The sequence below is a fragment of the Prosthecobacter dejongeii genome, assembly GCF_014203045.1.
Taxonomy (GTDB): Bacteria; Verrucomicrobiota; Verrucomicrobiia; order Verrucomicrobiales; family Verrucomicrobiaceae; genus Prosthecobacter; species Prosthecobacter dejongeii.
In genome coordinates this window covers 259,380-282,355 of the sequence record NZ_JACHIF010000006.1, presented here as the reverse complement: position 1 = coordinate 282,355, position 22,976 = coordinate 259,380, and the positions used below count along the sequence as shown (strand labels likewise).

General features: G+C 58.1%; 15 protein-coding genes. 6 read left to right on the top strand and 9 right to left on the bottom strand.

The window, feature by feature from the left end; translation table 11 throughout:
• The first annotated feature begins 3 nt into the window (after window positions 1–3).
• Window positions 4–1,431, top strand: coding sequence for a DUF1501 domain-containing protein (locus HNQ64_RS15375; protein WP_184210155.1), 1,428 nt, complete (start codon window positions 4–6; stop codon window positions 1,429–1,431).
• On the opposite strand, the gene HNQ64_RS15370 is transcribed toward HNQ64_RS15375, so the two are convergent.
• Genes HNQ64_RS15370 through HNQ64_RS15360 form a run of 3 tightly spaced genes read right to left on the bottom strand, consistent with a single transcriptional unit; the run spans window position 1,428 to window position 7,413 of the window.
• Window positions 1,428–6,425: a PVC-type heme-binding CxxCH protein gene (locus tag HNQ64_RS15370; RefSeq protein ID WP_184210153.1), complete on the bottom strand. Its 4,998-nt coding sequence runs from the start codon at window positions 6,423–6,425 to the stop codon at window positions 1,428–1,430. The two genes, HNQ64_RS15375 and HNQ64_RS15370, sit on opposite strands and share 4 nt — an antisense overlap.
• A complete protein-coding gene (locus HNQ64_RS15365) occupies window positions 6,422–6,730 on the bottom strand; it encodes a Dabb family protein (RefSeq protein ID WP_184210151.1) in 309 nt (102 codons plus the stop codon). Before HNQ64_RS15365 ends, HNQ64_RS15370 begins: the two co-directional genes overlap by 4 nt.
• Before the next feature lie 29 nt (window positions 6,731–6,759).
• Window positions 6,760–7,413 carry a GntR family transcriptional regulator gene (locus HNQ64_RS15360; protein ID WP_184210149.1) on the bottom strand — a complete coding sequence of 218 codons (654 nt, stop codon included), beginning with the start codon at window positions 7,411–7,413 and terminating at the stop codon, window positions 6,760–6,762.
• A 143-nt stretch (window positions 7,414–7,556) separates the two neighbouring features.
• Between HNQ64_RS15360 and asnS the strand changes: the two genes are divergently transcribed.
• From asnS to HNQ64_RS15345, 3 genes are all read left to right on the top strand, one after another.
• Window positions 7,557–8,918 (top strand): asparagine--tRNA ligase, encoded by a 1,362-nt coding sequence (gene asnS, locus HNQ64_RS15355; protein ID WP_184210147.1) that lies wholly within the window; start codon window positions 7,557–7,559, stop codon window positions 8,916–8,918.
• Between the two features lie 111 nt (window positions 8,919–9,029).
• Complete coding sequence (locus HNQ64_RS15350; RefSeq protein ID WP_184210145.1) at window positions 9,030–9,833, top strand: protein-disulfide reductase DsbD domain-containing protein; 804 nt, start codon at window positions 9,030–9,032, stop codon at window positions 9,831–9,833.
• A gap of 143 nt (window positions 9,834–9,976) precedes the next feature.
• A complete protein-coding gene (locus HNQ64_RS15345) occupies window positions 9,977–10,915 on the top strand; it encodes a hypothetical protein (protein ID WP_184210143.1) in 939 nt (312 codons plus the stop codon).
• A 548-nt stretch (window positions 10,916–11,463) separates the two neighbouring features.
• Here HNQ64_RS15345 and HNQ64_RS15340 read toward each other — a convergent pair.
• Window positions 11,464–12,669 carry a leucine-rich repeat domain-containing protein gene (locus tag HNQ64_RS15340; protein ID WP_184210141.1) on the bottom strand — a complete coding sequence of 402 codons (1,206 nt, stop codon included), beginning with the start codon at window positions 12,667–12,669 and terminating at the stop codon, window positions 11,464–11,466.
• A gap of 59 nt (window positions 12,670–12,728) precedes the next feature.
• Between HNQ64_RS15340 and HNQ64_RS15335 the strand changes: the two genes are divergently transcribed.
• Both HNQ64_RS15335 and moaA read left to right on the top strand, forming a co-directional pair.
• Window positions 12,729–13,016 (top strand): putative quinol monooxygenase, encoded by a 288-nt coding sequence (locus HNQ64_RS15335; protein WP_184210139.1) that lies wholly within the window; start codon window positions 12,729–12,731, stop codon window positions 13,014–13,016.
• A gap of 6 nt (window positions 13,017–13,022) precedes the next feature.
• Window positions 13,023–14,021, top strand: coding sequence for a GTP 3',8-cyclase MoaA (moaA, locus tag HNQ64_RS15330; protein WP_184210137.1), 999 nt, complete (start codon window positions 13,023–13,025; stop codon window positions 14,019–14,021).
• Between the two features lie 31 nt (window positions 14,022–14,052).
• Here moaA and HNQ64_RS15325 read toward each other — a convergent pair whose 3' ends face one another.
• The 5 genes from HNQ64_RS15325 to HNQ64_RS15305 all read right to left on the bottom strand — a co-directional run bounded on the left by HNQ64_RS15325 (window position 14,053) and on the right by HNQ64_RS15305 (window position 22,919).
• Window positions 14,053–15,324: an efflux RND transporter periplasmic adaptor subunit gene (locus HNQ64_RS15325; protein WP_184210135.1), complete on the bottom strand. Its 1,272-nt coding sequence runs from the start codon at window positions 15,322–15,324 to the stop codon at window positions 14,053–14,055.
• Between the two features lie 94 nt (window positions 15,325–15,418).
• Window positions 15,419–16,687: a DUF1501 domain-containing protein gene (locus HNQ64_RS15320; RefSeq protein ID WP_184210133.1), complete on the bottom strand. Its 1,269-nt coding sequence runs from the start codon at window positions 16,685–16,687 to the stop codon at window positions 15,419–15,421.
• A gap of 53 nt (window positions 16,688–16,740) precedes the next feature.
• Entirely contained in the window at window positions 16,741–20,445 is a 3,705-nt protein-coding gene (locus HNQ64_RS15315; protein ID WP_184210131.1) for a DUF1553 domain-containing protein, read from the bottom strand.
• A 122-nt stretch (window positions 20,446–20,567) separates the two neighbouring features.
• Entirely contained in the window at window positions 20,568–22,154 is a 1,587-nt protein-coding gene (locus HNQ64_RS15310) for a PQQ-binding-like beta-propeller repeat protein (protein WP_184210129.1), read from the bottom strand.
• 63 nt (window positions 22,155–22,217) lie between these two features.
• Window positions 22,218–22,919, bottom strand: coding sequence for a TetR/AcrR family transcriptional regulator (locus HNQ64_RS15305; protein WP_184210128.1), 702 nt, complete (start codon window positions 22,917–22,919; stop codon window positions 22,218–22,220).
• Window positions 22,920–22,976 lie beyond the last annotated feature (57 nt).

Sequence of the window (22,976 nt, the reverse complement as noted above, 5' to 3'; positions counted from 1 at the left end):
ACCATGCCCTGCCATAACTATGACATCCCCACTTCCCGCCGTGCCTTTCTCCGCCGGGCGGGCTGTGGTTTCGGTTCAGTGGCGCTCGCCGCCATGATGCGCGAGCCCGTGCTCGGTGCAGCGAGTGCGGCCAATCCGGTGCTGAAGCAGTTGCCCCAGCGCATCGGCCAGGCAAAGAACGTCATCTTTTGCTTCATGGAAGGCGGTCCTAGCCACCTGGATACTTTCGATCACAAGCCCCTACTTCAAAAACTCACCGGTCAAAAGCTGCCACCCAGCTTCAAAGAGCCTGTGCTCGCCATGGGTGAAAGCGGTGCCCCACTGCTGGAGTCCAAACGCACTTGGAAGAGATATGGCCAGAGTGGCCTGCTGATCTCAGACTGGTTTGAAAACGTGGCCGAACATGCCGATGACCTTGCCGTCATCAACTCTTGTGTCTCCGATGGCATCAACCACGCCGGCGGCGTCTGCCAGATGAATACCGGCAGCATCTTTGGCGGGCGTCCATCCCTTGGGGCTTGGGTAAATTACGGTCTCGGCAGCGAAAACGGCAATCTGCCTGCCTTTGTCGTCATCAAGGACAGCGAAGGCACCGTGGTCAATGGCGTTCGCAACTGGGGCAGCGGCTTCATGCCCGCCGTTTATCAGGGTGTGGAGTTCAGCTCTGATGGCGTGCCGATCAAATACCTGGACAATCCCAAAGGCTACAGTTCCGCCCAGCAGCGTGAGAAGCTGGATCTGCTAGCCAAGTTTAACCAAGAGTATAACCGCACTCGCACGGACAACACCGAGCTGGATGCCCGCATCCGCTCTTACGAACTTGCTTACAAAATGCAGGCCGAGGCTCCCGAGGCCGTGGATCTAAGTAAGGAAAGCGCCTCCATCAAAGCCCTCTACGGCATGGACAAGCCTGAGACCGCTGTCTATGGACGCAACTGTTTGTTAGCCCGTCGCCTCGTCGAAAACGGCGTGCGTTTTGTGCAGCTTTATTCTGGTGCCGGCAGTAAGTGGGATTCTCACAGCAAGTTGGAAGAGAACCACAGCCGGCTATGCCGCTCCGTGGACCGCCCTATCGCGGGCCTGCTCACGGACCTTAAACAACGCGGACTGCTGGATGAAACCCTCGTCATCTGGGGTGGTGAATTCGGTCGCACTCCGATGAGTGAGCAGGGAGGTGGCCGCGACCATAATCCGGGCGGCTTCACCATGTGGATGGCGGGCGGCGGCGTCAAAGGCGGCCAGACCATCGGTGCTACGGATGAACTCGGCCTCTATGCCATCCAGGACAAGATGCACGTGCATGATCTGCACTCCACCATCCTGCATCTGCTGGGTGTGGACCACACCCAGCTCGTCTATCATCACAAAGGTCGCCCTGAGCGCATTGACCAAAACGAAGGTCACGCGAATAACAAGCTCATCACAGGCTAATGTTGACCCGCTTTTAAATACCCAATCAAATCAGCAAGATCCTGCGGCGTCAGAGCGGCCTCCAGCCCCTCAGGCATCAGGGAAACGCCCAGGCTTTTCAGGCTGCCAATGTCTTTGCGCAAAACAGCCCGTGAACTTCCATCAGGCAGCTTGAAGGTGACGCTGGCGGCGCTTTCAGAAGCGATGAGACCAAAGATCTGCTCGCCACTTCCCAGCGTGCAACTGTAGGCGTGAAATCCCGGCTGGATGTCCAGGTTGGGATCCAGAATATTGGTCAGAATCTTCTCCGCAGGATGGTCCGAGACCGTTCTCAAATCCGGCCCGATGGAGCGCCCTTCTTTACCAAAGACATGACAGGCTGCGCAGGTCCGCTGATACACTTTTTTACCACGCTGCGGGTCCATCTTCATGGCCAAGGCAGGCCGGAACTGTTCCACAACTTTGGTTCGCGTCGGCGATCCCACGACACTGAAAAGCTTCCCCGCCTTCTGTTTCAGTTCTGCATTCGGATGATTCAGCAGGCGCAAACGCCGCCCGGCATCCACCTCACGCAGGGACAACTTTCCCTCCCCCATCCAGGCCAGCAACTGCCCCGTCCAGTCATTGCGAGACATCAGGGCATCCAGTGCCTGCTCACGTCCTGACGGTAGCAGGCTAGGCCATGTTTCCTGCAGCACTTCGGTAAAACGTGCATCCCCCACATTGACGAGCACCTTCAAGGCTTTCTGCCATTCCCGCGCATCCTTCCCAGCTTGCAGTTTCGAGAGGAGATAGCCGATGGCCAATTCGCGGCTGAGCTCTCGCCGCGTTAGCAACTCCGCCGCCGCCATTTGCACCGCCGGATCAGACTTACCCGATGACAGACTCTCAGTCGCCTTCTGAAAAACGGAGTCCGTTTGAGCCAAGAGCGAAGCCAATTCATCTTCCGGTAGTTTCTTCTGAAGCTCCGCCATTTTTGTTTTTTGACGGCTCAGTCCATCGAGAAAACAGCCTAACCAATCCCAGGTTTCAGCACCACCAGCGACCTTCAGCGCCGGTTTAATGAGCTCGGCCAACGCCTCCCGATTTCCCACAGCCAGGGCCATTTGCACCAGGGTCTCCAGAGAGGTCAGAGTCGCCGTGCGTGACATCTCGGTGAGATGAGGCAAAGCAGAACTGAGACAAGCGGTGACCATCATCGTATCCTGCTCATGAGCACGAAAAAGCTGCGCCAGGGCTTGCCCAGCTTTGACCTGAGGCCATTGGCCGAGACTGAAAGCGAGCTGCAACTTCACCTTCGCATCTTCGTCCTCCACGAGTTGAATTACCGCCTCCGCCATCGCCTCCATGGGGAACTTTTCTGCCAGGCGTAGGGCATTCTCTCGCACCCCTGGATTCTGATCCTTGAGAGCCATCATCAACTCCTCTGCTGTCAGGGCCTGCAGCCCATCCAGCACGCACAGAGCTTGCAACCGAGATTGAGGCAACTTCGCTTGGGCCGCCATGTTTTTTAAGCCAGGCACCGCCTCAGCGCCACCTTTCCACAGAAGCATCTGCTGTGCCTTGTCCCGCAGCCACGCATTTGAAGATTCTAGCACGTGTACCAGCCCCTTTGTATCGAGCTGGGAGAGATCAAGAACCACCTTCTTTTCCGCGCTCTGACGAGTGACACGATAGATACGCCCCATGTCATCCCCTAACCGATAGTGCGGCAGCAATTCTTCTTTGCCCTCTTTGGGCAACCAATGCGGATGCTCAATCATGTAACGGTACATGTCCGCGATCCAAAGCGCTCCATCCGGGCCTGTGCGGATCATCACCGGGCGACACCAGCGATCCTCACTGGCGAAAAAATCGGGTTGGCCCTCAGCTTCCGGACGTTGAGCAGAAAAAGTGATGCCCTCCGCCTTCAGTTCCAAATGCTGCACCAGATTGTGAAACGGCTCCGCAATGAAAGCATGCGCTTGGCCACTGGAGAAGAGCCAGGAGTCCCCATAAATCATGCCACCGCAGGCCGAGGTGTAACGGCCTGCCTGCTGGAAACTGTGGTAACGTTTTTCAGGCGAGCTAGCGGGATAAACCGGTGGATTGGATCCACCTGGCAACTGCACTCGCGCCTCCGGCGCAGCCAGATGCGGATTGCGCATCAGGTAGTGATCCGGCAGCACATAGTGCCAGAGAGGATGCGAATTTTGAGTGCCAAACCAGTGCCCCCATTCATCACGATTGCGGCCAAATTGAGTCGGGCCGCTCTGGGCTTCGATCTCGCCCGTATCGGGTCGGATGCGGAAGTCTCGACTACCGATCAGGGTGTCCACACCTGTGCGTTTTGAAAGCAGGCGCGTATCGGCCCCGTGCTTGCCGTGGTGTCCCCCTGCCGCCACATAGATCCAGTTGTCCAGCCCCCAGCGCAGCCCATTGGCCCGCAGTTGTTGGTTGCCTTCACTCAATCCTGTATAGAGCACTTCCTTCTTGTCAGACTTGCCGTCGCCATTCGTGTCTTCCAGGTAGAGGATGTCTGGAGCAGCGGTGACAATGCAGCCCCGGCGCCAAGTGATGATCCCATTCGGGAAATTCAGCCCTTCAGCAAAGAGTGTACTTTGGTCATAAGTCCCATCGGCATTGCTGTCTGTGAGGATACGCACCCGCCCCCCGGCAGCCCCTTTATCATCCAGGCCTAACGGATAGTCTGCCATCTCCACCACCCAAAGCCTGCCCTGAGCATCCCAATCGAAAGCCACCGGGTCCAGCACCAGTGGCTCAGCCGCCACGATGCTCGCTTCAAAGCCCGTGGGCAGATGTAGGCTTTGCAGGCTTTTTTGGGGTGACTGCGGTTCGGAGTCTGGTTTCTTCAGTAGCCGCATAGGAGCCGTGCGCTCTGCCGCCTGAAAGTGAGCGCGAACCCGCGTGGCATCCAGAGGCGCAGAGTAAATGGCCACCTCATCCATCTTGCCTTCAAAACCGGCAAACTGGTCACAGCGTCCGCCCAGGAACCATGGCTTCGCTCCATCTGGCAAAGTCCAGTCCACCTCGGCTTCCATCTCGACCTGACCATCCAAATAAACCACCAGCTTCTTTTCATCCCGGCTGATCACCACATGATGCCAGTCCAGCCGTGCGAGTTTTGTTTTACCCTGGATCACTTTCCCAATTCCGTTGCCCGTGTAGAAAAACAGCTTTCCAGGACTGACGTCTGGGCTCGTCCCGCCAATTCCTAGGTGCTCACCCAAAGCTTGTTTATCCCCATCCTGCCCCCGCGAAAATAGGTAACCTGTCACAGGACGAAGATCGTACGGCAATGCGTTCCAGAACCAAAACTCCGCGCTGTAACGATGGCCGATTTCAGCTTTCTCCACACGGAATCGGCTGCCAGCCACATGCACGGCACGGTTGATCTCTGGGCCAGAGAATGGCGAAGGTTTTTCAGGCTCGGCTGAGATCGCCCCTCCCACCCGCTGCACGCCAGGCAGGCCATAGGCGACGCCGTGTTCCCATTCTCCCTGGCTCTGGCCCGTGGCCTCACGCAGTTGCGGACCACTCAGATCATTCAGCCTCCAGTAGCCCACGGGACTATCCTTCATTATAGCCTGGCTATAGGGGCTGGCCGCATCTGCCAAAGGTCGCCGCTGTTTGCCGGATACCTTTTCCAATAGACCGAGGACCGCCTCGACGATCTTCGGTTCTGCCGTTTCTTCCAGACCTGCGGTGCGGGCAGGCCAGGTGGTGTAGCCGCCTAGCCGATGTTGCTCTGGCGGTGGAATGTAGCCCTCAGCTCCATTCGCCAGTTCAATATTAAACGTAGCGGCAAGCGGGCTCTGGGCTTTGATCTTCAGCCCAGTGATTCCATACACTTCGTTAGGCATGGCCGCGATACCCAGATCGCCGATTTGCACCGCTTGCAGCACCAGCTCTGTTTTGGGATTTTCATGAATCCACTCTGCCTGCTCCGCATACACTTCTGGTTGGTTTTTCGGCGGAGCATCACCACGTTTTTCATTCAGCGGACGCGCCCATGCCAGCCGCTGAGCAGAGGGCAACCGACGCCCCAGTGGCAGAAGAGTTTCAGCCATCCTCAAAGGCACATCCGCCCGATGTCGAATGTCTTTCCAGGCCGCTAGCCCGATAGCCGCTAACGCTTCCGAATACTGCTGGCGCGTGTAGCCTTCGCGTTTCGCCTCGCTGTAATCCATCCAGTGCTGGTCGCCGCTGGTGCCTTGGGAGACAATTCCCACCACGTCACCACCCAGCCCTTTTTCAAGAGCCCGCGCCACCTCGCCAAAGTAGTCCGCTGAAAATCCATCGCCACTGCCGAAGTAGTGCATGGAGTAGTTCGCCATGACGCAGATAGGTTTCTCATCTTCCAGTCCGACGACGCTGAGAAGCGAGAGCTGCGGATCTGTCGGCCCAGAAGGCCCGAGTGAATCGGGATTCAGATAACCCGGGTGCATCATCGCACGAATCGTGGTCTCCCCAAAAGGATCAGCCCCGACTTTGTCCGAGCGGCGAATCCAGCGGCGACAGTGGGTGTAATCATGGGCATCCACCGCCCCCCATCCCGCCTTGGCGGGGCGAAGGCGTGCATGAGCGTTTGTGATCGCCGCCGCCACCTGCGGGATCATTTGGGCCGTGTAGGCCGCATCCTTGCGCGTGCCCAGGCACATCGCCATGGTGCCAGGGGCCGAGTGTGTATGCGTGGAGGAAATCAGGATGCGGTTCTTGGCGATGCCCGTCTGCTGGGTCACCAGGGTCTTGATGTCGTTGCACACATCCGTGGGCAGCATGCAGGAATCCACCACGCAGATCACAACCGTTTCCGAGCCTGACTTCAGTACCAGGGCACGTGCATGCAGAGGATCGTCCACTCGCTTCCAGAGGGCCTGGAGAAATCCCCCGTTGCGGATAGCGGGCAGCTTTTGCGGCGAGATGTCCACCGTCGCTGCGCCTGCGTGCAGTGTTTCGGCCTGTGCGGAAAATGCTGTGCCCAAAAGCCCCAGCAGGAGCAGGACAAATTTCATGACAGAAGACCTCCCGGCAGAGCTTCAAAATCGGCCTCCATGAAATCAGCCACCTCCGCCAACCAACGTTCCTGCACAAAGGCCACGTGATCGGGATGATTTGTGTAAATGTCATAAGCAGCCTGAGTCTCAAACCGCATGGTGATGCCAAATGTGTGCGGATTCTTCGCGCTTGTTTGGCGGCGGATTCCAAAGTCCAGCACGCCTGGAAGATAGGCCAGAGTGGCGGCGGCCATGAGAAAGTCCTGCTCCTCGGCGGAACCAGGCTCATGCTTCAGGCGAAAGGTAACGGTGTGTTCGATCATAGAGATTGTTAGGCTAAAAGGGCGACGCATCAGAACCCAGCCCCCAGGGCCCAGTGCATGGCATCGAGGATGTGTTCGCGCATGGCTTCAGCGGCAGCATCTTCGCTTTTCTGCATGGCCTGGACGAGGCGCTCATGGGAAGCCGCTGGAAATTCCAAGGCAGGATTCACGGCCTGGTCCAGGACGACGAGCCGCGGAAGCAGAGGCGCAAGGGCAGCCTCCAGAGTCGGCACTTCAGACAGACGGGCCACGGCCAAATGAAAATCAATATCGGCCTGCCGGGCAGATTCCAGATCTCCCCCTTCGGCCACCAGGGCATCCACTCGTTTGGCCAATTTTTCCAAGGCTCGCAGACTGCCGATTTCCAAACGTGCAGCGCATTGGCGCGCAGCTTCACACTCCAGGGCCAGCCGCAGGATGAACTCTGCCCGGATGGCAGCCAGGTCGCGGCTTCGCACTCGTGCCCCTACTCTCGGTTCTACTTCCACCAGCCCCTCATGCTCCAGTGCCCGCAGGGCTTCCCCCACCACATTCATGCCCACTCCCAGTTGTTTGGCCACAGGCCGCAATGTCAGCCGAGTCCCCGGAGGAATGCGCCCATCGAGAATCTGTGACCGCAGTTCCAGAAAGGTCTGCCGGGATTTGGTGAGAAAGGATGAAGGCGGCTGCACGTCAGTCATCATGGAGTCTAGGATGTTTTGAACACTGTTGGAACAGTGATTGAACGCCCACCAGGAGGACTTTCTTTCTCCGCCTCATCACCGCGCAGCTCTTCACCTCGTCATCCCATTTGCCCGCTGCATTTCCCGCATCCATAGATGCGGCCATGCCAGACACGCTGCGCCACATTCTTGCCTCTGAATCTCCCCAGTCTTCCATCACCGTGCGTGGCTGGGTGCGCACGAAGCGCGAATCGAAATCCTGCGCTTTCTTGGAAATCACCGACGGCTCTTGCTTTCGCGGCCTCCAGATCGTGGTGGATGCTGCCCTGCCATCCGCCAGTCTGCTCGCTTCTATCCTCACCGGAGCCTCGGTGGAGGTCGTGGGTGACCTCATCGCCTCACCGGCTGCTGGGCAAAAATGGGAACTCCAGGCCAGTGAACTCCGCCTTTTGGGCGAGGCCGATGCCACCTACCCCCTGCAAAAGAAAGGCCACACCCCCGAGTTCCTGCGCACCATTGCGCACCTGCGCCCGCGCACGAATCTCTTCAGCAATGTATTCCGCGTGCGCAGCCGCATGGCCTTTGCGGTGCATCGCTTCTTCCAGGAGCGCGGCTTTTTCTACGTCCACACACCCATCATCACCTCCAGTGACTGCGAAGGCGCGGGCGAGCTTTTCCGCGTCACCACCCTGAAACAGGGTGCCCCTGCGAAGCCCGAGGACGACTTCTTTGGTCGGCCCACCTACCTCACCGTCAGCGGTCAGCTCCAGGGGGAAACCTTCGCCTGTGCACTGGGAAACATTTACACCTTTGGCCCCACCTTCCGCGCTGAAAACAGCAACACAGCGCGCCACGCGGCCGAGTTCTGGATGATTGAGCCCGAGATGGCTTTCTACGATCTCTTTGCCGACATGACGCTGGCCGAGGAGCACGTAAAATACCTCGTGGATGCCATGCTGACCGAGTGCCCAGAAGAACTGGAGTTCTTCAACAAATTCGTGGACAAAGATTTGGTTAACCGCCTGCAACAGACCCTCGAAAAACCCTTTGAGCGCATCAGCTACACCGAGGCGGTGGACATCCTTCTCAAGTCAGGCAAGACCTTTGAGCATCCCGTCGTCTGGGGCGAGGGTTTGCAGACCGAGCACGAGCGCTACATCGCGGAACAGCACGTGCGCGGCCCGGTGACGATCTACAATTACCCCAAGGACATCAAGCCCTTCTACATGCGCCAGAATGACGATGGCAAAACGGTGGCCGCCATGGACCTGCTCGTTCCCGGCATTGGCGAAATCATCGGCGGCAGCCAGCGTGAAGAGCGCCTGGACGTGCTGCGCGCGGCCATGCAGCAGCACAACCTTAGCGAGGAAGACTACCAGTGGTATGTGGACCTGCGCCGCTACGGCAGCGTGCCACACGCGGGTTTCGGGCTGGGTTTCGAGCGCCTGCTCATGTTCGTCACCGGCGTGAGCAATATCCGCGATGTCATTCCCTTTGCACGTACCCCCGGTCACGCGGCGTACTAGTCTGTGATCTTCATGACCGTTCGGGAAAAAGTTTTCAGCTTTCAGTCTTCAGTGTCCAGTCGCCTGGGGCTGCACGCGGGGATGCTTGTGTTCGGGGCATGCCTGTGGGTCATGACGCTTTTTGCAGGAGCGCAGACGGGGCTCACCCTGCAAATCGTGCCAGAGACCACCGCCATCGTCCCCGGCCAGCCCTTCCGGGTGGGTTTGTTCATCCAGCACCAGCCCGGCTGGCACACTTACTGGCGGCAGCCGGGGATCGTCGGCGTGCCCACCAGCATCGCCTGGGAACTGCCCCCAGGTTTTACTGCCGGAGAGCTGGAATACCCCGAGCCCGAAAGTGTGCTCATGTTTCGCATCAAAGCGCAGGGTTATGAGCGCGATGTGCTGCTGCAGACACAGATCACCCCACCTATGGACCTGAAGCCTGGGCAAACCATCCCCCTCAAAGGCAAAGCTACCTGGATGTGCTGTGGCAATACCTGCCACCCTGGCCACATGGACATCCAACTCAAGATGCCCGTGGCAGCGGAAAGCCACGCGCATGCCCAGTGGCAGCCCTTCTTTGAAAAAGAACGCGCCACCTATCCGCAGCCTAGCAACGCCTGGGTCACCCAAGCCACTGAAGAAGGTCTGAAAGTCACCCTCACTCTCACTCCTGGCCCTGAGGCACGACCGTTTGCCGCCGATGAAAAAGTCCTCTTCTTCACCGAAGATGGCTGGATCAACAGCGACGAACCTCAGCCGCAGGACCTCCGCCCCAATGGCAGCCTCGTCCTCCACCTCACTAGGGCTGATGTATATTTGGGTAAAACCATTCCCACCACTCTCAAAGGCGTCATCCAAAGAAACGGCGGCTGGGTCAAAGGTGCGACTTGGCGCAGCCTAGCCGTCTCTCCACCGCTTGGTCGCCCTTAAACTTCATCCTACCAGGGCCTTTTTCGGAGTTTGCACGAGAAGCTCCACTTCCACCCCAAGAACAGCGTGCAGGTGTTCGTTAAGAAAGAGGAAGTCTCCCCATTGAATTTTTTTCAGGCCAGACCACAGTCGCATCCACTCCCATGAAAGGCATCCTCGTTCTCATCCTCGCCGCAGCCGTCGGCTATGTGGCCTACCAATATGTGTATCCGATCATCGCGGATTCGATGAAGTTTGAGAAACACAAACCCAAGCAGGAAGTCGTCGTCGCACCCAAGGCTGAGCCCAAAAAGGAGGTGGTCGTCATCGCCCCGCCCAAGCCAGTCATGGAGGACCCAAAGCCGGTCATGGAACCGCCAAAACCAGCTCCCATGGTCGAGGCCCCCAAGCCTGAGCCCGTCAAACCAAAGGATGGCGAATTTGTAGCCCCTAACTTTGACCCCATCGAAGTGGCCACTCAAAACTGGGCCAACATTCCCAAAAGCGCATTCCCACGCCAAGTGAAGCTGAAAAAGGATCTGGATCTCCAGATGAAAATCGGCAATTCCACCGCCGCCACTCAAGTGAAGGCAGGTGGCAACATCGTCGCCGTGGGTCAGGATGGCATGGACATCCTTGTTTCCCCGACCGAGACCTCCCCCATGCGCGGCAAGGTGGGAATGGATGACACCGATCTGAAGGAAACTCTCACCGAAATCTACGATCGCTGGAAAATCGCCCGCACCGAGACCCTACGTCGCGCCCACGAATTCAAACTCGCCGCTGCAGAGCGCGCTAAAAACGCTCCACCTCCCACCAAAGGAGCCACCGCGAGCGCCAGCAATGACAAGCCTTCCCGCGATGCCGACGGCACCTACCCACTCCTGATAGCCAGCATGAAGTCCGGCCAAGTCACCGAAATCAAACCTGAAAGCATCAAGGAATGGGGAGAGCCACAGATGACTGAAGGCGTCTGGACTGTGATCGTGAAATACGAAACCCAGACCATGTTCGGCAAATTCGATACAGAAGCCCAGGCTCAGATCAAAAACGGCAAGGTCGAGAAATGGATCTACACCGGCTCTGGCGAAGAAGTGCCTTAATCCAAAGTTTTTAAACTCAGCCTGCCACGCGCCGCTGATCCGGCGCTGGCAGGCTTTCTTTTGTCTGGAGACGCCGCCAGATCTTTTATATCCGGGTTCAACCCACTCTAAAGATTGGATCCCCAAATGGCGAAGGCTTACAGGTTCCCATTCATTTTAAATTGCCTCTAGGTCTTCAGCCAACAAGAGTGAAAAGACGTCCCCCCTCGCCCCGCTTGCGGAGAGTAGGGCCAGGGGTGAGGGGCGGTCGAGTGCTCTCGGGGATCGAAGACTGCAAGCATCGCTTTGGGTAAAAGGGCAGCCTTTGCATATAAACTTTCTGCGTGCTGCGCCCCACTCACCTGGGCCTTTCGCTTCGCGGCTTCGCCCCCCAATTCTTGGGGGGGCGAAAACACTCTTTGGGAACTCTGGATGAGAGATCAAACTAGAAGTGAATCACCCCAGTATCCACACGCCGATGTGGCCACATCATTTTTTAAACCGCTCTAGTTATAACACCGAACAGCTCATGCAATACCGCGATCGCAGAGTCTGCGTTTGCCGTTGAGTCACGGAGTGAGGCGCGCCCCACCCGCCTTCATCTCTTCCAGCAGTCTTTTGGAGGCTTCATTGACCGGATTACCCTCTATGAATATCTGGCAATAAGGTGCCCACTCACGGCTCGCCTCGTTGTCCTTTTTCCACATGCGATGCAGGGGAGAAAAGTCCGCGATTTGATTGTTCTCCAGGAACAAGAATTGAAGATCCGTCAGCGGTTCCAGAGGGGTAAGATCCACCACTTGATTGCCTTTCAGGGACAGCATGGACAACCATTTCAAAGAGCCGATCCCAGCCAGATCACGGACTTGATTCCCCTCCAGATAAAGAGTCCAGACCTTGGGCAATTTAAACAGCGGCTTCGCATCCTGGATCTGGTTCCCGGCAAGATAAAGGGAAGTCAGCGACACGATGCCCCCCAGTGGAGAAACATCCACGACCTTGTTATTCGTCAGTTCCACGTATTGCAGAGCTTTGCAGCTTGCCAGCGGGGCCAGATCAGAGATCTGATTGTTCCCCACATCCAGAAACTGCAGCCGCTCCAGGCCTTTGAGAGGAGCCAGGTTCGTGATTTTGTTTTCAGGCAGAGTCAGTGAAGCTAGGGCCGTGCAGCTTTCCAGCCCCGTCAGGTCTGTGATGCCCAGGGCCTTCCCCTCAATGATGGAGACGGAGGCCACATCCGCCGCAGTCAGGGGCTCTTGATTGTCACGCTTGGCAAAGACTTGTTTCCGCACGGCTGCTTCCAGGGCTTTGTCCTTAAAGACAGAAACGGGCTTTGGCGGAGCCGGAGGTGGCGTCGGTTTCGCGGGAGCAACCGCTGGCGGCGGTGTGGCAGGCGCAGGTTTTGTCTCTGGTTTAGCCGCAGGGGCTGGGGCAGGCTTCGGAGCCGCCGCAGGGGCGGGTTTTGTCTCTGGCTTGGGCGTGGGTGCAGGAACCGGCTTCGTCTCAGGTTTCGGGGCCGGGGGCGGAACAGCAGGAGTCACGGGCTTGGGCGCAGCCGCCGGGGGCGCTGCGGGAGTTGTCGGAGCAGCAGGCTTCGCCTCTGGTTTGGGGACCACGGGCGCGGGTTTCTCACGGGCAGCTTCAGCGGCGGGTTTCACCACTTCCGCAGGCTTTGCAGGTGGCGGTGAGGCGGGCTTGACCTCCTGGGAATGAGCGGGAGTAAGGGCCAGGAGGAGAAACAGGGGGGTGGTCAGCTTCATGGCGTGAATGAACATAGCCCGTTTATACGGTATCGCGAGGTTGCATGTTAGCGTAAAATCGGCTCTGAGTCTTTATGGTTAATGTCATCGTCATTCTCGAGATCGATCCAGCCCGTGTGGATGAGTTTCTGGAAGTCATCACCTACAACGCTGCCGAGTCCGTGAAGGAGCCCGGTTGCCTGCGCTTTGAGGTGAGCCGCCAGTTTGATCAGCCTAACCTCTTTGCCCTCAGCGAAAGCTATGTGGATAAAGAGGCCATGGACGCCCACTACCTCACCCCGCACTTTGCCGTCTGGAAGGAAAAATCGGCCACGGGCTTCGTCGCGAAACGCTGGTCCGTCAAAGGCCCCGTGCTGGAGTAAACTTCTGTGGAAGACGCCTTCGGCCATCGCATTTCCTACCTGCGCGTTTCCATCACGGACCGCTGCAACGAACGTTGCCGTTATTGCATGCCGGAAGAGGAGCAGGCTTGGTTCCCGAAAGACGAAGTCCTCACCTATGACGAAATGCTGCGAGTGCTGCGCGTGGGCGCAGGCCTCGGCATCCGCAAAGTACGCGTGACCGGGGGGGAGCCCCTCACCCGCCCTGGTGTGGCGGATTTTTGCGCGCAGATCTCCGCTATCCCCGGCATCGAAGAAATCGGCATCTCGACCAATGGCACCTTGCTTTCCAAGCAGGAAAACGGCGTCACCATGGCCGAGCGACTTGTCAAAGCAGGTGTGCGCAGCGCCAATGTCTCGCTAGACTCCCTGGACCGTGCCGCCTACCAGCGGAGTACCAGTCGCGACCTCCTGCCGAAGGTGATGGAGGGCATTGATGCCGCCATCGCCGCCGGTTTCCGCAGCATCCGCCTGAACTGCGTGCTGATGAAAAACCAGACGGAGCGCGAGTTTGTCCCCCTCATGAATTACGCCTGGGAAAAGGGACTGCTGCTGCGCTTCATCGAACTCATGCCCGTGAGCACGCAAGAAGTCCTCAGCGAGGATAACTTCCTCGCCACGGGCACGGCCAAACAGCTCATCGAGCAACACACCGGCCCGCTGATTCCCCTGCCCGACTTCAAGACCAACGGCCCCGCCAACTATTACGCCGTGCCGGGCACGGAACAAAAAATCGGCTTCATCGGCGCGATGACTAACCTTCATTTTTGCGAGACCTGCAACAAACTTCGCCTAACTAGCGATGGTAAGCTCCGCCCCTGCCTGGGTAGCTGGCTGGAGTTTGACCTCCGCAACGTCCTGCGCAGCGGCTGCACTGATGACGAACTGGCCAGTTTCATCCTTGGCGTTGTGGAACGGAAACCGAAAGAGCACGACTTCCGCGACAACTATCTGCCGAATCGGCGCATGATCGCCATTGGTGGTTAGGCCACTTCTTAGGAAGGGGGCAAGTAACGGTTTAGGTCGTCGCTGGTTTCACCATCATGGGGGGCTCTTTCCCCGCAGGCTTGTCCTCTTTGGCCGTGTCGGCCTCCATCTGCCCATCAATCGAGGGCAGCACCCTGGCACCATCCGCAGGGAAAGGAATCGGCGTGATGCAGAGCACATCTCCAGGTTTCGGTGCCTTCGCCGCAGAGGCAGAAACCACAATGTGTTTCTCATTGCTCACCAGAGGGTCCACGGTCAGACGGCGCAGGGTATTCTGGGGCCGATCTATCAGGATGATCTCATTGCCCGCACGCACAGCATTGCGTGGAATGATGTACACATCCCGCAGTGGCTCACCCGAGATTTCAGCCTCCACGAAGGCTCCGATAGTGAGCGGAGGTGAGCCATCTGCACGCCGGGCATACGGGTCAGTCACCTGCGCCACTGCGGTGGCTTGGCGCGTCTCAGCATCCAGGGAGCCCTCCACGCGGACGATCTTACCCTCCCAGGCCACCGGCTTACCCGCGACGATGGATTTGAGGAAAACCTTCGCTCCATCCTCGGTCGCCGTGCTTTGATCACGGAAGGATTGCGGCAGCTTCAAAAACTGACTTTCACGCTCGGGCAAAGGCAGGCGGATCTCCACATAATCTACAGCAAAGATGCGGCCCAAGATGGTGCCCTGGCTGACAAACTGCCCCACATCCACCGCCTGCTCCAGCACTTGGCAGGCATACGGAGAGCGAATGGTGGTGCGCTCCAGATCCCGCTCTGCCTTCATGATTTGTGCCTTGGCCGAGGCCACGTCCGCCTCCGCTTTCGCCACTTGCGGGGCCCGTGTCACCAGGGCCGATGGCGTCCCTGTACGGCCCATGGCACGCCAGTTTTCCACCGCTTGGTCTGCCCGCGCTTTTTCCTCCGCCAGCATCACCTCCGCCTGGGCCAGCGTGCCCTTGGCGATCACAATGGCGGTTTCATAGTCCAGCGGGTCCAGTCGCATCAGCACATCTCCCTGACCGAAAAAGCCACCCGGACGAAACGACGGACTGATCTCGATGATCTTGCCGCTCACCTCAGGCAGCAGGGTGCTGCGTGTGCGCGGCTGCACCGTTCCCTGGGAACGGACCCGCAGCTCGTATTCCGTCTTGTTGAGCACCGTCCCCTCCACCCGCACGAAGGTAGGTGGCATCTCCTTTTTCTCCTGCGGCGGTGGGTTTTTTAGTAGATACCATGTCACGAAGACACAGGCCCCCAGCACAACGAAGGGCAGGATAAAACGGACAGCTCGGAGGAGGAAGCGCATGAACAACAGTTTAAACGCTTCGGGATGCCTCATGATTCATTCTTTGTCGAATGCCCATTCAGGATAGTCCCCCTGAATGGGCCACTTTTTGCCCTCAGCCGAACAGGGCTGCGATAGGCTTGCCAGCATCCGTGATCGGCACCGGACGAGAAGCATCCACCAGCTCATGAGAAGGATTGATGCCCAATGCTGCGTGAATCGTGGCGTGGAAATCCGGCGTGGAGACTGGGTTTTCCACGATCTCTTTCGACAAATGATCCGTCACCCCATAGGCCCCGCAATGCTTAAGGCCACCACCGGCCAAAATCATGCTGAAGGTGCTGCACTGGTGGCCGCGCCCGCCGCCACCATCGAACTCTGGAGGCCGGCCAAACTCCGTACCAATCGCAATGAGCGTTTTATCCAGCATGCCGTGAGTCTTCAGATCCACAATCAACGTGGCCAGTGAATCATCCAGATCCTTGATCAACAGGTGTTGGTTTTCCTGCCCATCATTGTGAGTGTCCCAGCCCGTGCCGTTGACGAACCCGAGGTTATGCGAAACCTCGATGAAACGCACCCCGTCCTGGATGAGACGGCGTGCTAGCAGGCAGCGCTGGCCAAACTCGCTGCCATAGGCATTGCGTAGATCGGCAGATTCTTCCTCCAGATTGAAATTGCGCATGAACTCGGGCCCGGCCAGACGCAGGGCCTCACGCTGGGCCGCTTCGTAGTCGGCCAGGGCCGCCTCTTTCGCCACACGCTCCTGCAATGGCTTCAGCAACTTTTCACGCGCACTGACGCGCTGCGACGTCACATAGTCGGGGCGGGTAAATCCCGCCGGCCCAGCCTTCGTATCAGATAGATAGATGTTGCCATACTTTGCGCCCAGGAAGCCAGGGCCACGGCTAGGGTTGGGATAACCGATAAGCATGTACGCTGGCACCTTGGGATTCGCCGAACCCCGCTGATGCGCCACAATGGAGCCAATGGAAGGGTAGGTCGTATTGCCGCTGACTGGACGCCCCGTGTGGACGAAGTTCGTGGCGATGGCATGCTCGTTGATCACATTGTGAAACACCGTCCGCACAGCCGTTACATGCTCCATCTGTCGTGCCGTTTTAGGCAGGTGCTCACACACGCGCACACCGGGCACCGAAGTCTCAATGGAGGGATAGGCCGAGCCAGCCTTCTTGGGATTCGCCTTAGGGTCCCCCAGAGCTTTGGGGTCAAAAGTATCCGCCTGGCACATGCCCCCACCCAGCCAGATGAAGATGCAATGCTCCGCCTTCCCCATCGGGATCGGCGCTGAGGTAGCGGCACGCACCCCCATGGAGGCAAAAGGAGCCAAGGCGGCAGTCTGAAGAAAATGGCGACGTTTCATGGTCTTAAAGATAATAATCTGTTAGGCAGTTCAATCGTTCAAAAGGCGTAAAATTAAGGAGCAAAGACCCATTCAGGCGCGTTCAGTAGGGCCCACAGGACGTCCTCCAGGCGATTGCGCCAGTCTTTGCTCAGGCGCTCTGTTGGTGCATCGCCTCGGCGGGCAGCGGCCTCTTCTTCGATGCGCAAGGCATTCGCCGCAGCATCCAGGTGGTTCGTCCAAGAAACATACTTCTGTGGGTAACGCGGCCCAGCTTTCACCGGCGAGACAGGTTGCAGGCGCGAATCATAACCTTCGCTCAGATAGGCGATGTATTGCTCACGCTCAGCAGTCGTCGGCTTGCGGGTAAGCAGGCGCAGGTAGAGTGTATCCACAAACTGGTCTAACGGCATGTCTTGTAAAGCCAGTGCCGTGATGCCGTGGTCATCACTCAGGCGAGTGAGCCAAATGCCCACGGTGCCATTGCCGAGAATCGCAGGTTGAAGAGCATTAGGATCATCATTGCGACTGCTCACCGGGTCCTGACGGGCACCCCGCCAGCCGAAAGCTTCCAGCACGTCGCAGACGGCCTGAATACGCGGCAGGCTAAGGCTGGGGCGATCACGTTCATTGCTGGTGCTAGCCAGCATCCAGGCACGCGTCGGGTTGCCCAGAGTGATGGAGCTTTTCATGTCGCGCCGACCATCAATATCCAGACTGACTTCTTCCGTCTTGAAGGGCTTGCCAGTGGCGGCGAACAGAGAATCCACGATCTGCTCGGCAGCCAAGCGGCGAGGCGCAGGCGATGCAAACAGCGGGCTGGTCGCCGTGAGCTGCGTATCCGTCGCACGCTGATAGGCATGAGAATTCAAGATGATGCGAGAAAGATTTTTCAAACTGTAACCACCGCGCACAAACTCACGGCCTAACCAGCGAATGAGTTCAGGGTGTGAAGGCTTGCCGCGCTCCCAGTCCTCCGCAGGCTCCACGATGCCGCGGCCCATGTATTGCTGCCACAGACGGTTGGCGATGACCTGGGCAAAACGCTCATTCTGCGGCGCGGTGATCAGCGATGCCAGACGATCACGGGTGTCTTTGGGATCCTCCGCCAGCGTATCCGCCAGCTTCTCTGGAGCAAATTCGTCAAAGGGCCACGCAGGCTCCACCTTGGTGCCTGGTTGCAGGGTCACTTGGATCAGCGGCTTGCGACCACCTTCATGCAGTTTGTCCATGGGCACGCTGCTGGTCTTGGGCACATCCACAGCTTTCTTTTCCAGCATGGCAGCCAGTTCGAAGAGGTCCTGCTGGAGGCTCTTGTGAGCAGGCGCATCGTGACAGCGGGCACATTTCATTTCCACGCCTAGGAAGGCGGTGCTGATGATGGTTCCCTTCGCGGCCATGGGCACATCATTGCCTGAGGCAGTGCCAAATCCCGCAGGGCCGCCGAAACGCTCGCTGCCCTGCATGCGCAGCAGTTCGGTAACGACAAGATCCATCGGCCGATCATCTTCCAGTGCCTCATGCAGATACCAGCGGAAGGGGCCTGTGTTATTCAGCGTGGGGTTGAGGATGTTCGGGTTTTCCGCCAAGGCATCCTGCCAGTAGCCCATCCATTTATCTGCCCAACGTTTGTCAGCCAGCAGGCGATCAATCGCCTTGGCACGCTTATTCGGGCTCTTGTCCGCAGTGAAAACGGCGATCTCTTCCAGGGTCGGCACCACGCCCACCGTATCCAACGTCACGCGACGCAGGAAAGCGAGGTCATCGCTGAGATCGGTAATCTCGATGCGGTCCACATTCATCTCAGGCCAGACGGCCCCTTCACTGATCCAGCGCTGGATCACGGCGATCTGTTCTGCCTTCAGCGGGTGGCCTTTCGGCGGCATGATATAGTCCTCATCCGTGGTGCTGATGCGGGCAATCAATGAGCTCTTTTCAGGCTTCCCAGGAACGATGGCAGGGCCGTCAGATTCGCCACCTTTAAGTGCCTCAGCAAGAGAGTCCAGTTTCAGGTCGCCTTTGGTTTTACTCCCTTGATGACAGCTAAAGCAGTTAGCTTCCAGGATCGGCATCACTCCTTTGTAGAAGTTCACGCCATCTTTTTTAGCGGCCGAATATTGAGCAGCGACGGCATCTATCTTGGCATTGAGAAAATGATCCACCTCATTGTTAGCCGGATAGCCTTTCACCGGGGCAGGCACTTTCACCGCTGGGGCACTGGCCAGCCATTTGGCGGCGGCATCACGGCGCTTGGCCCAGTAGGCATCATGCTTCGCACGCACTTTGGCACGTCGCTCGGCATTCGCTTCCACCAGCCAGGTATTTTGCTTCTTCTCATAAGCAGCCCAACCCGCGTCATTGTAGGCCACCTTGTCATGGCCCACCAGTTCCCAGGTCTCGCTCCCTTCATAGGAAATAGCCACCACGGTCTCACCCGTTTCTGGGCGTTTTTTGGAAGAGCCCACCACACCGCCGATCATGCTCTCGATGACAAAAAGATGCTCGCCGCCCTTGGTTTCAAACTCCGCCCACATTTCCTGCGTACCAGGAGGGGCAAAGCGGAAGTCGGGCCCCAAGTTCAGGTACTCATCCTGCTCAGAAACCCGACCATGGCCACCCGTGTCAGATTTAGCAAAAGGCAGATCCAGGAAAGGCTTGCCATCAATGACCAGACGGGTCGCGCTACGGCCACGCACCAGGAGGCGATGCTTGCCCGCAGGCAGCTTCACCACCGAGGCTGCACGGATGAGATAAGGGATGGGGCGGTCCCCACGCACCCCAGTTTCCACATACTTCTGCGGCACCTCGGACAGGCCAAAGACATCCAGCGTGTAAGTCTCCGTCGGGGCGGGTGGCAGCGCAGGCCACGAATTCTTTGGCGGCACACCGTCCTCACAGATCTGCACCAGCACTCGGCCCTTGGGCAGCTTCTTGGCATCAATCGGCGGCGGTGGCGGTTGGAACTGGTAACGCTGCGCCAGCAGCACCTCAGGAAGCACTTCACGATAAACTGCGATCTCATCCAGGGCCCCCGTCAGGGTATTGCCTGCACCGCCACCATAACCAGTGCCGATCATCACATCGTCCGCATCACTCACAGGTGGCTCGGTGGTCTTGCCAGCAATGTCCCACACACCCCCGCTCGTTTTCTTGCCATCCACATAAGCCTTCATGGTCTCCGGCTTGCCGAATGTGTAGGTCACGGCCACGTGATGCCAGCCAGAACCTGGATTGAAACCTTCTTTGGAGACCCAGCGGTGATAGTTTTCAGCTCCCGCCTTATTGCGGCTGCGGAAAAGGAAACAAGGCCGCGCCTCACCATCCTCACCTTTCAGGCGTAGCGCCCAGTTCTGATTTTCAGCCGTGAATTTGTCCGACTTATTTCGTCCCTTACCGATCAGGTAAACATACTTCCCGTTAGCCAAGTCTTCCGCATTCACCCAGGCTTCGATGCTGATCGTGTCTCCCTGGACGAAACGCAGATTCGTTTCCGGCAGGTCGGTTTCCTTGACCTGGATGAAGCTATCCTTGCCCGTGAAGACAGCGGCTTTATTGCCCTTTTCAAAAACGGGATAGATCGGCTTCTGCGGTCCCGTGGGCTCGATGGTTGCCTTGCCTTTCAGTTCGCCTGGCTCCTTGCCCTCAAAGGTCCACTTCACCAGCGGGCTCACCTTTGGCACAGGTGTCGAGTCATTTTGGGCGGCGTTTTTCGCGTCGTCCGCAGGATCGGCCGCCAGCAGCAGGCCAGGAAGGAAAAGGAATGGAAGGGCGCGTGTCATGTCCAGGTGAGTCTCAGTGTGATGAAACCAACGCTCCCTGACGAGACATTTCACTGCCGCCGACACCCCACTTTAGGGGGATGCCGGACATCTGGCGAAAGTACACGAAGCACCTCCCGCCTTCACTTCGCCAAGGGCAGCTCATAGCAAACCGCCTCGCGATCATTGCGCACCAGCAGGTAGCGCCCCGCCAGCGTCGGGTGGTTCCAGGTCTTGCTGCTCAGCGCACCGATCTTGCCCAGTTCCTCAAAGCCAGCAGGTTTCGCCGCAGCGAGATGCACCGGGCCGCTTTCGCTCTGGATGATGACTAAATCATCCACCAGCAAGCTCTGACCGGAGGCAAAACGCCCCTCTTTCCACAGGCGTTCCCCCGTAGCCAGATCCACGCAGGCCAGCCGCCCGTCATCCAGGCCGTAGGCATGACCTTCCCGGACCGCTGGGCTATTGAACTGCGTCTTCATCTTCATGCCCGCCCACAGTTGAGTAGCCGCTAAAGAGCCATCGGCCGCTGCCTTGATTTCCAACATCTGGCAGCCCATGCCGTAACCAGCCGAAAGAAATACCCGATCCTGGCCTAACACCAAGGGTTGCGAAGCCTTGGGCCAATTCGTGCCGCCCCATTCGTAATCCAGCAGCACCGCGCCACTGGCAGGATCATACGCGGTCAAAGAGCGCACATTGTTGCTCAAGACCACCCGTTTTCCCGCCAAAGTAGCGAGCAGGGGTGAGGAGTAGCAGGCCTGGTCATCGCCCGCTTTCCAGGCCAACTCACCCGTATCGAGTTTATAAGCAAACAGCACGGGCCCCTTCGTTTGACCGCCCGTCACCACCACCTTGTCATCCACGATCAAGGGGGAGCAACTCACCCCCCACTCGATGTTTTCTAGCTTGTTCTCACCCAGGACGGAGCGCTGCCAGATGGGCTTGCCCGTGGTGGCATTCAGACAGTTCAGCAGCCCTGTGGCCCCATAGGCATAGACCCGTCCCTCATGTATCGTCGGCGTGGCATGGGGGCCATCTCCACTCTGCCATTGGGAAAAGCGCACCGGGTCCGCATAGGACCACAGCAGCTTGCCTGTGAAGAGATCATAGCACGTGACCAACTCTTCCTCACTCCGCTGCTCCTGCGTGTAGGCCCGGCCCTGCACCACTGCATAGGCAGACCACCCCAGGCCGATCGGCTGACGCCACAGCTCCTTTGGCGTTACCGCCTTCCAATCTCCAGCCAGCTTGGCCCCCGTGACTCTTCCATCTCGATTCGGGCCAAAGAACTGCGGCACATCGGCCGACTGGGCCAGCATCGCTGCATCGGGCGTCCAGCCTTCCGCAGCTTCCGCCACCTTGACCTTGGCCACGGAGGGCCCCTCGGATTTAGACCACTTCCACACGATGTTTGGTACCCCCGTGCCATCCAGCGTACCGTCCACCCGCGTCGTCCATTTGGCCACCCCACCTAGAATCAGCAGCCCAGCCAGGCCGGTGAGCCGAGTACGCCAGGAAAAGCGCGGAGTGAAGACGAACCACAGGCAGTTCAGGATCACCACCAAAAGCGGGATTGCCGCCGTGAGCCAGCTTTTGAGATTCCGCTCAAACTCTGGGAGCGAGCGAATGTAGAAAACAGCAACCACGCCCAGCAAGATGGTGGCAATGGGAAACCACGGCAGGCCACGAGAACGCACGCTGGAGAGGGAGGGAGAATCAGTCGTCATAAAAAGATACAGGTTTAATCATTTCGGAGTGAGTGCTTACTTCTATACAAATTCAAAAAAACATCAGCTCATCAGCAGGGCAAACGCCTGCGGGTGATAATTTCGACGAATGGCCTCGGCCTTCAGTCCTAGGCCTTGCAGGGCAAACCAGACCGCCTGCTCCACCTGCGCAGCGCGCTCCATTTCCAGTTCCACCACGGGACGTCCCGGCATTTCATTCAGCATCAGCATCGCCGCAAAGTGCTGCACAAACCACGCGCCGACGTTTCCCTGCAATGGAGAAGATTCAGCATCACCCGCAGCCTGAGCCACCGCCAAGCAAGATTCCATTTTTTGAATAAATTCACGGCCTACGCGCTGCATGAATCCCCGGGCAAAGTTTCCATCTTCGATGATGCTATTGGCCAGCAAACGATGCAGAGCCTGCTCGGCCTCCGGCACTGCGGATACGGGACGCAGCATCTTCGCCATCATGTAATGTACCAGAGTGACCAACGAAGCTGTGGAATCTTCCAATTGCCCCAGCATCTCAGCCTTCTCTCCTGCCTTGGCTTGGCAGCAATGGGCTTGCAGAGCGATGTAGAGATCCTCCTTGGTCGGAAAGTGGCGAAACATCAGCGCCTCCGAAACGCCCGCCGCCTTCGCCAATTCCTTCGTCGTCGCCCCGTGAAATCCGCGCTCCGCAAACACCCGCAGAGCTGCATCCAAAATGCCCCCACGCCGCTCATCGCTGGGCAGACGCGGATTTGTAGAAGCAGGAGGCATGGCGACACATTGTAAGTGATTACTCACAAACGTCAACCAACATTTGCCTTCGCCGAT

Coding starts and splice junctions, on each gene's coding strand:
- HNQ64_RS15335 (WP_184210139.1), top strand. CDS start 12,729: ATGGTTAATGTCATCGTCATTCTCGAGATCGATCCAGCCCGTGTGGAT.
- HNQ64_RS15340 (WP_184210141.1), bottom strand. CDS start 12,669: ATGTTCATTCACGCCATGAAGCTGACCACCCCCCTGTTTCTCCTCCTG.
- HNQ64_RS15325 (WP_184210135.1), bottom strand. CDS start 15,324: ATGCGCTTCCTCCTCCGAGCTGTCCGTTTTATCCTGCCCTTCGTTGTG.
- asnS (WP_184210147.1), top strand. CDS start 7,557: ATGCCAGACACGCTGCGCCACATTCTTGCCTCTGAATCTCCCCAGTCT.
- HNQ64_RS15310 (WP_184210129.1), bottom strand. CDS start 22,154: ATGACGACTGATTCTCCCTCCCTCTCCAGCGTGCGTTCTCGTGGCCTG.
- HNQ64_RS15345 (WP_184210143.1), top strand. CDS start 9,977: ATGAAAGGCATCCTCGTTCTCATCCTCGCCGCAGCCGTCGGCTATGTG.
- HNQ64_RS15375 (WP_184210155.1), top strand. CDS start 4: ATGCCCTGCCATAACTATGACATCCCCACTTCCCGCCGTGCCTTTCTC.
- HNQ64_RS15305 (WP_184210128.1), bottom strand. CDS start 22,919: ATGCCTCCTGCTTCTACAAATCCGCGTCTGCCCAGCGATGAGCGGCGT.
- HNQ64_RS15350 (WP_184210145.1), top strand. CDS start 9,030: ATGACGCTTTTTGCAGGAGCGCAGACGGGGCTCACCCTGCAAATCGTG.
- HNQ64_RS15320 (WP_184210133.1), bottom strand. CDS start 16,687: ATGAAACGTCGCCATTTTCTTCAGACTGCCGCCTTGGCTCCTTTTGCC.
- HNQ64_RS15370 (WP_184210153.1), bottom strand. CDS start 6,425: ATGAAATTTGTCCTGCTCCTGCTGGGGCTTTTGGGCACAGCATTTTCC.
- HNQ64_RS15365 (WP_184210151.1), bottom strand. CDS start 6,730: ATGATCGAACACACCGTTACCTTTCGCCTGAAGCATGAGCCTGGTTCC.
- HNQ64_RS15315 (WP_184210131.1), bottom strand. CDS start 20,445: ATGACACGCGCCCTTCCATTCCTTTTCCTTCCTGGCCTGCTGCTGGCG.
- HNQ64_RS15360 (WP_184210149.1), bottom strand. CDS start 7,413: ATGATGACTGACGTGCAGCCGCCTTCATCCTTTCTCACCAAATCCCGG.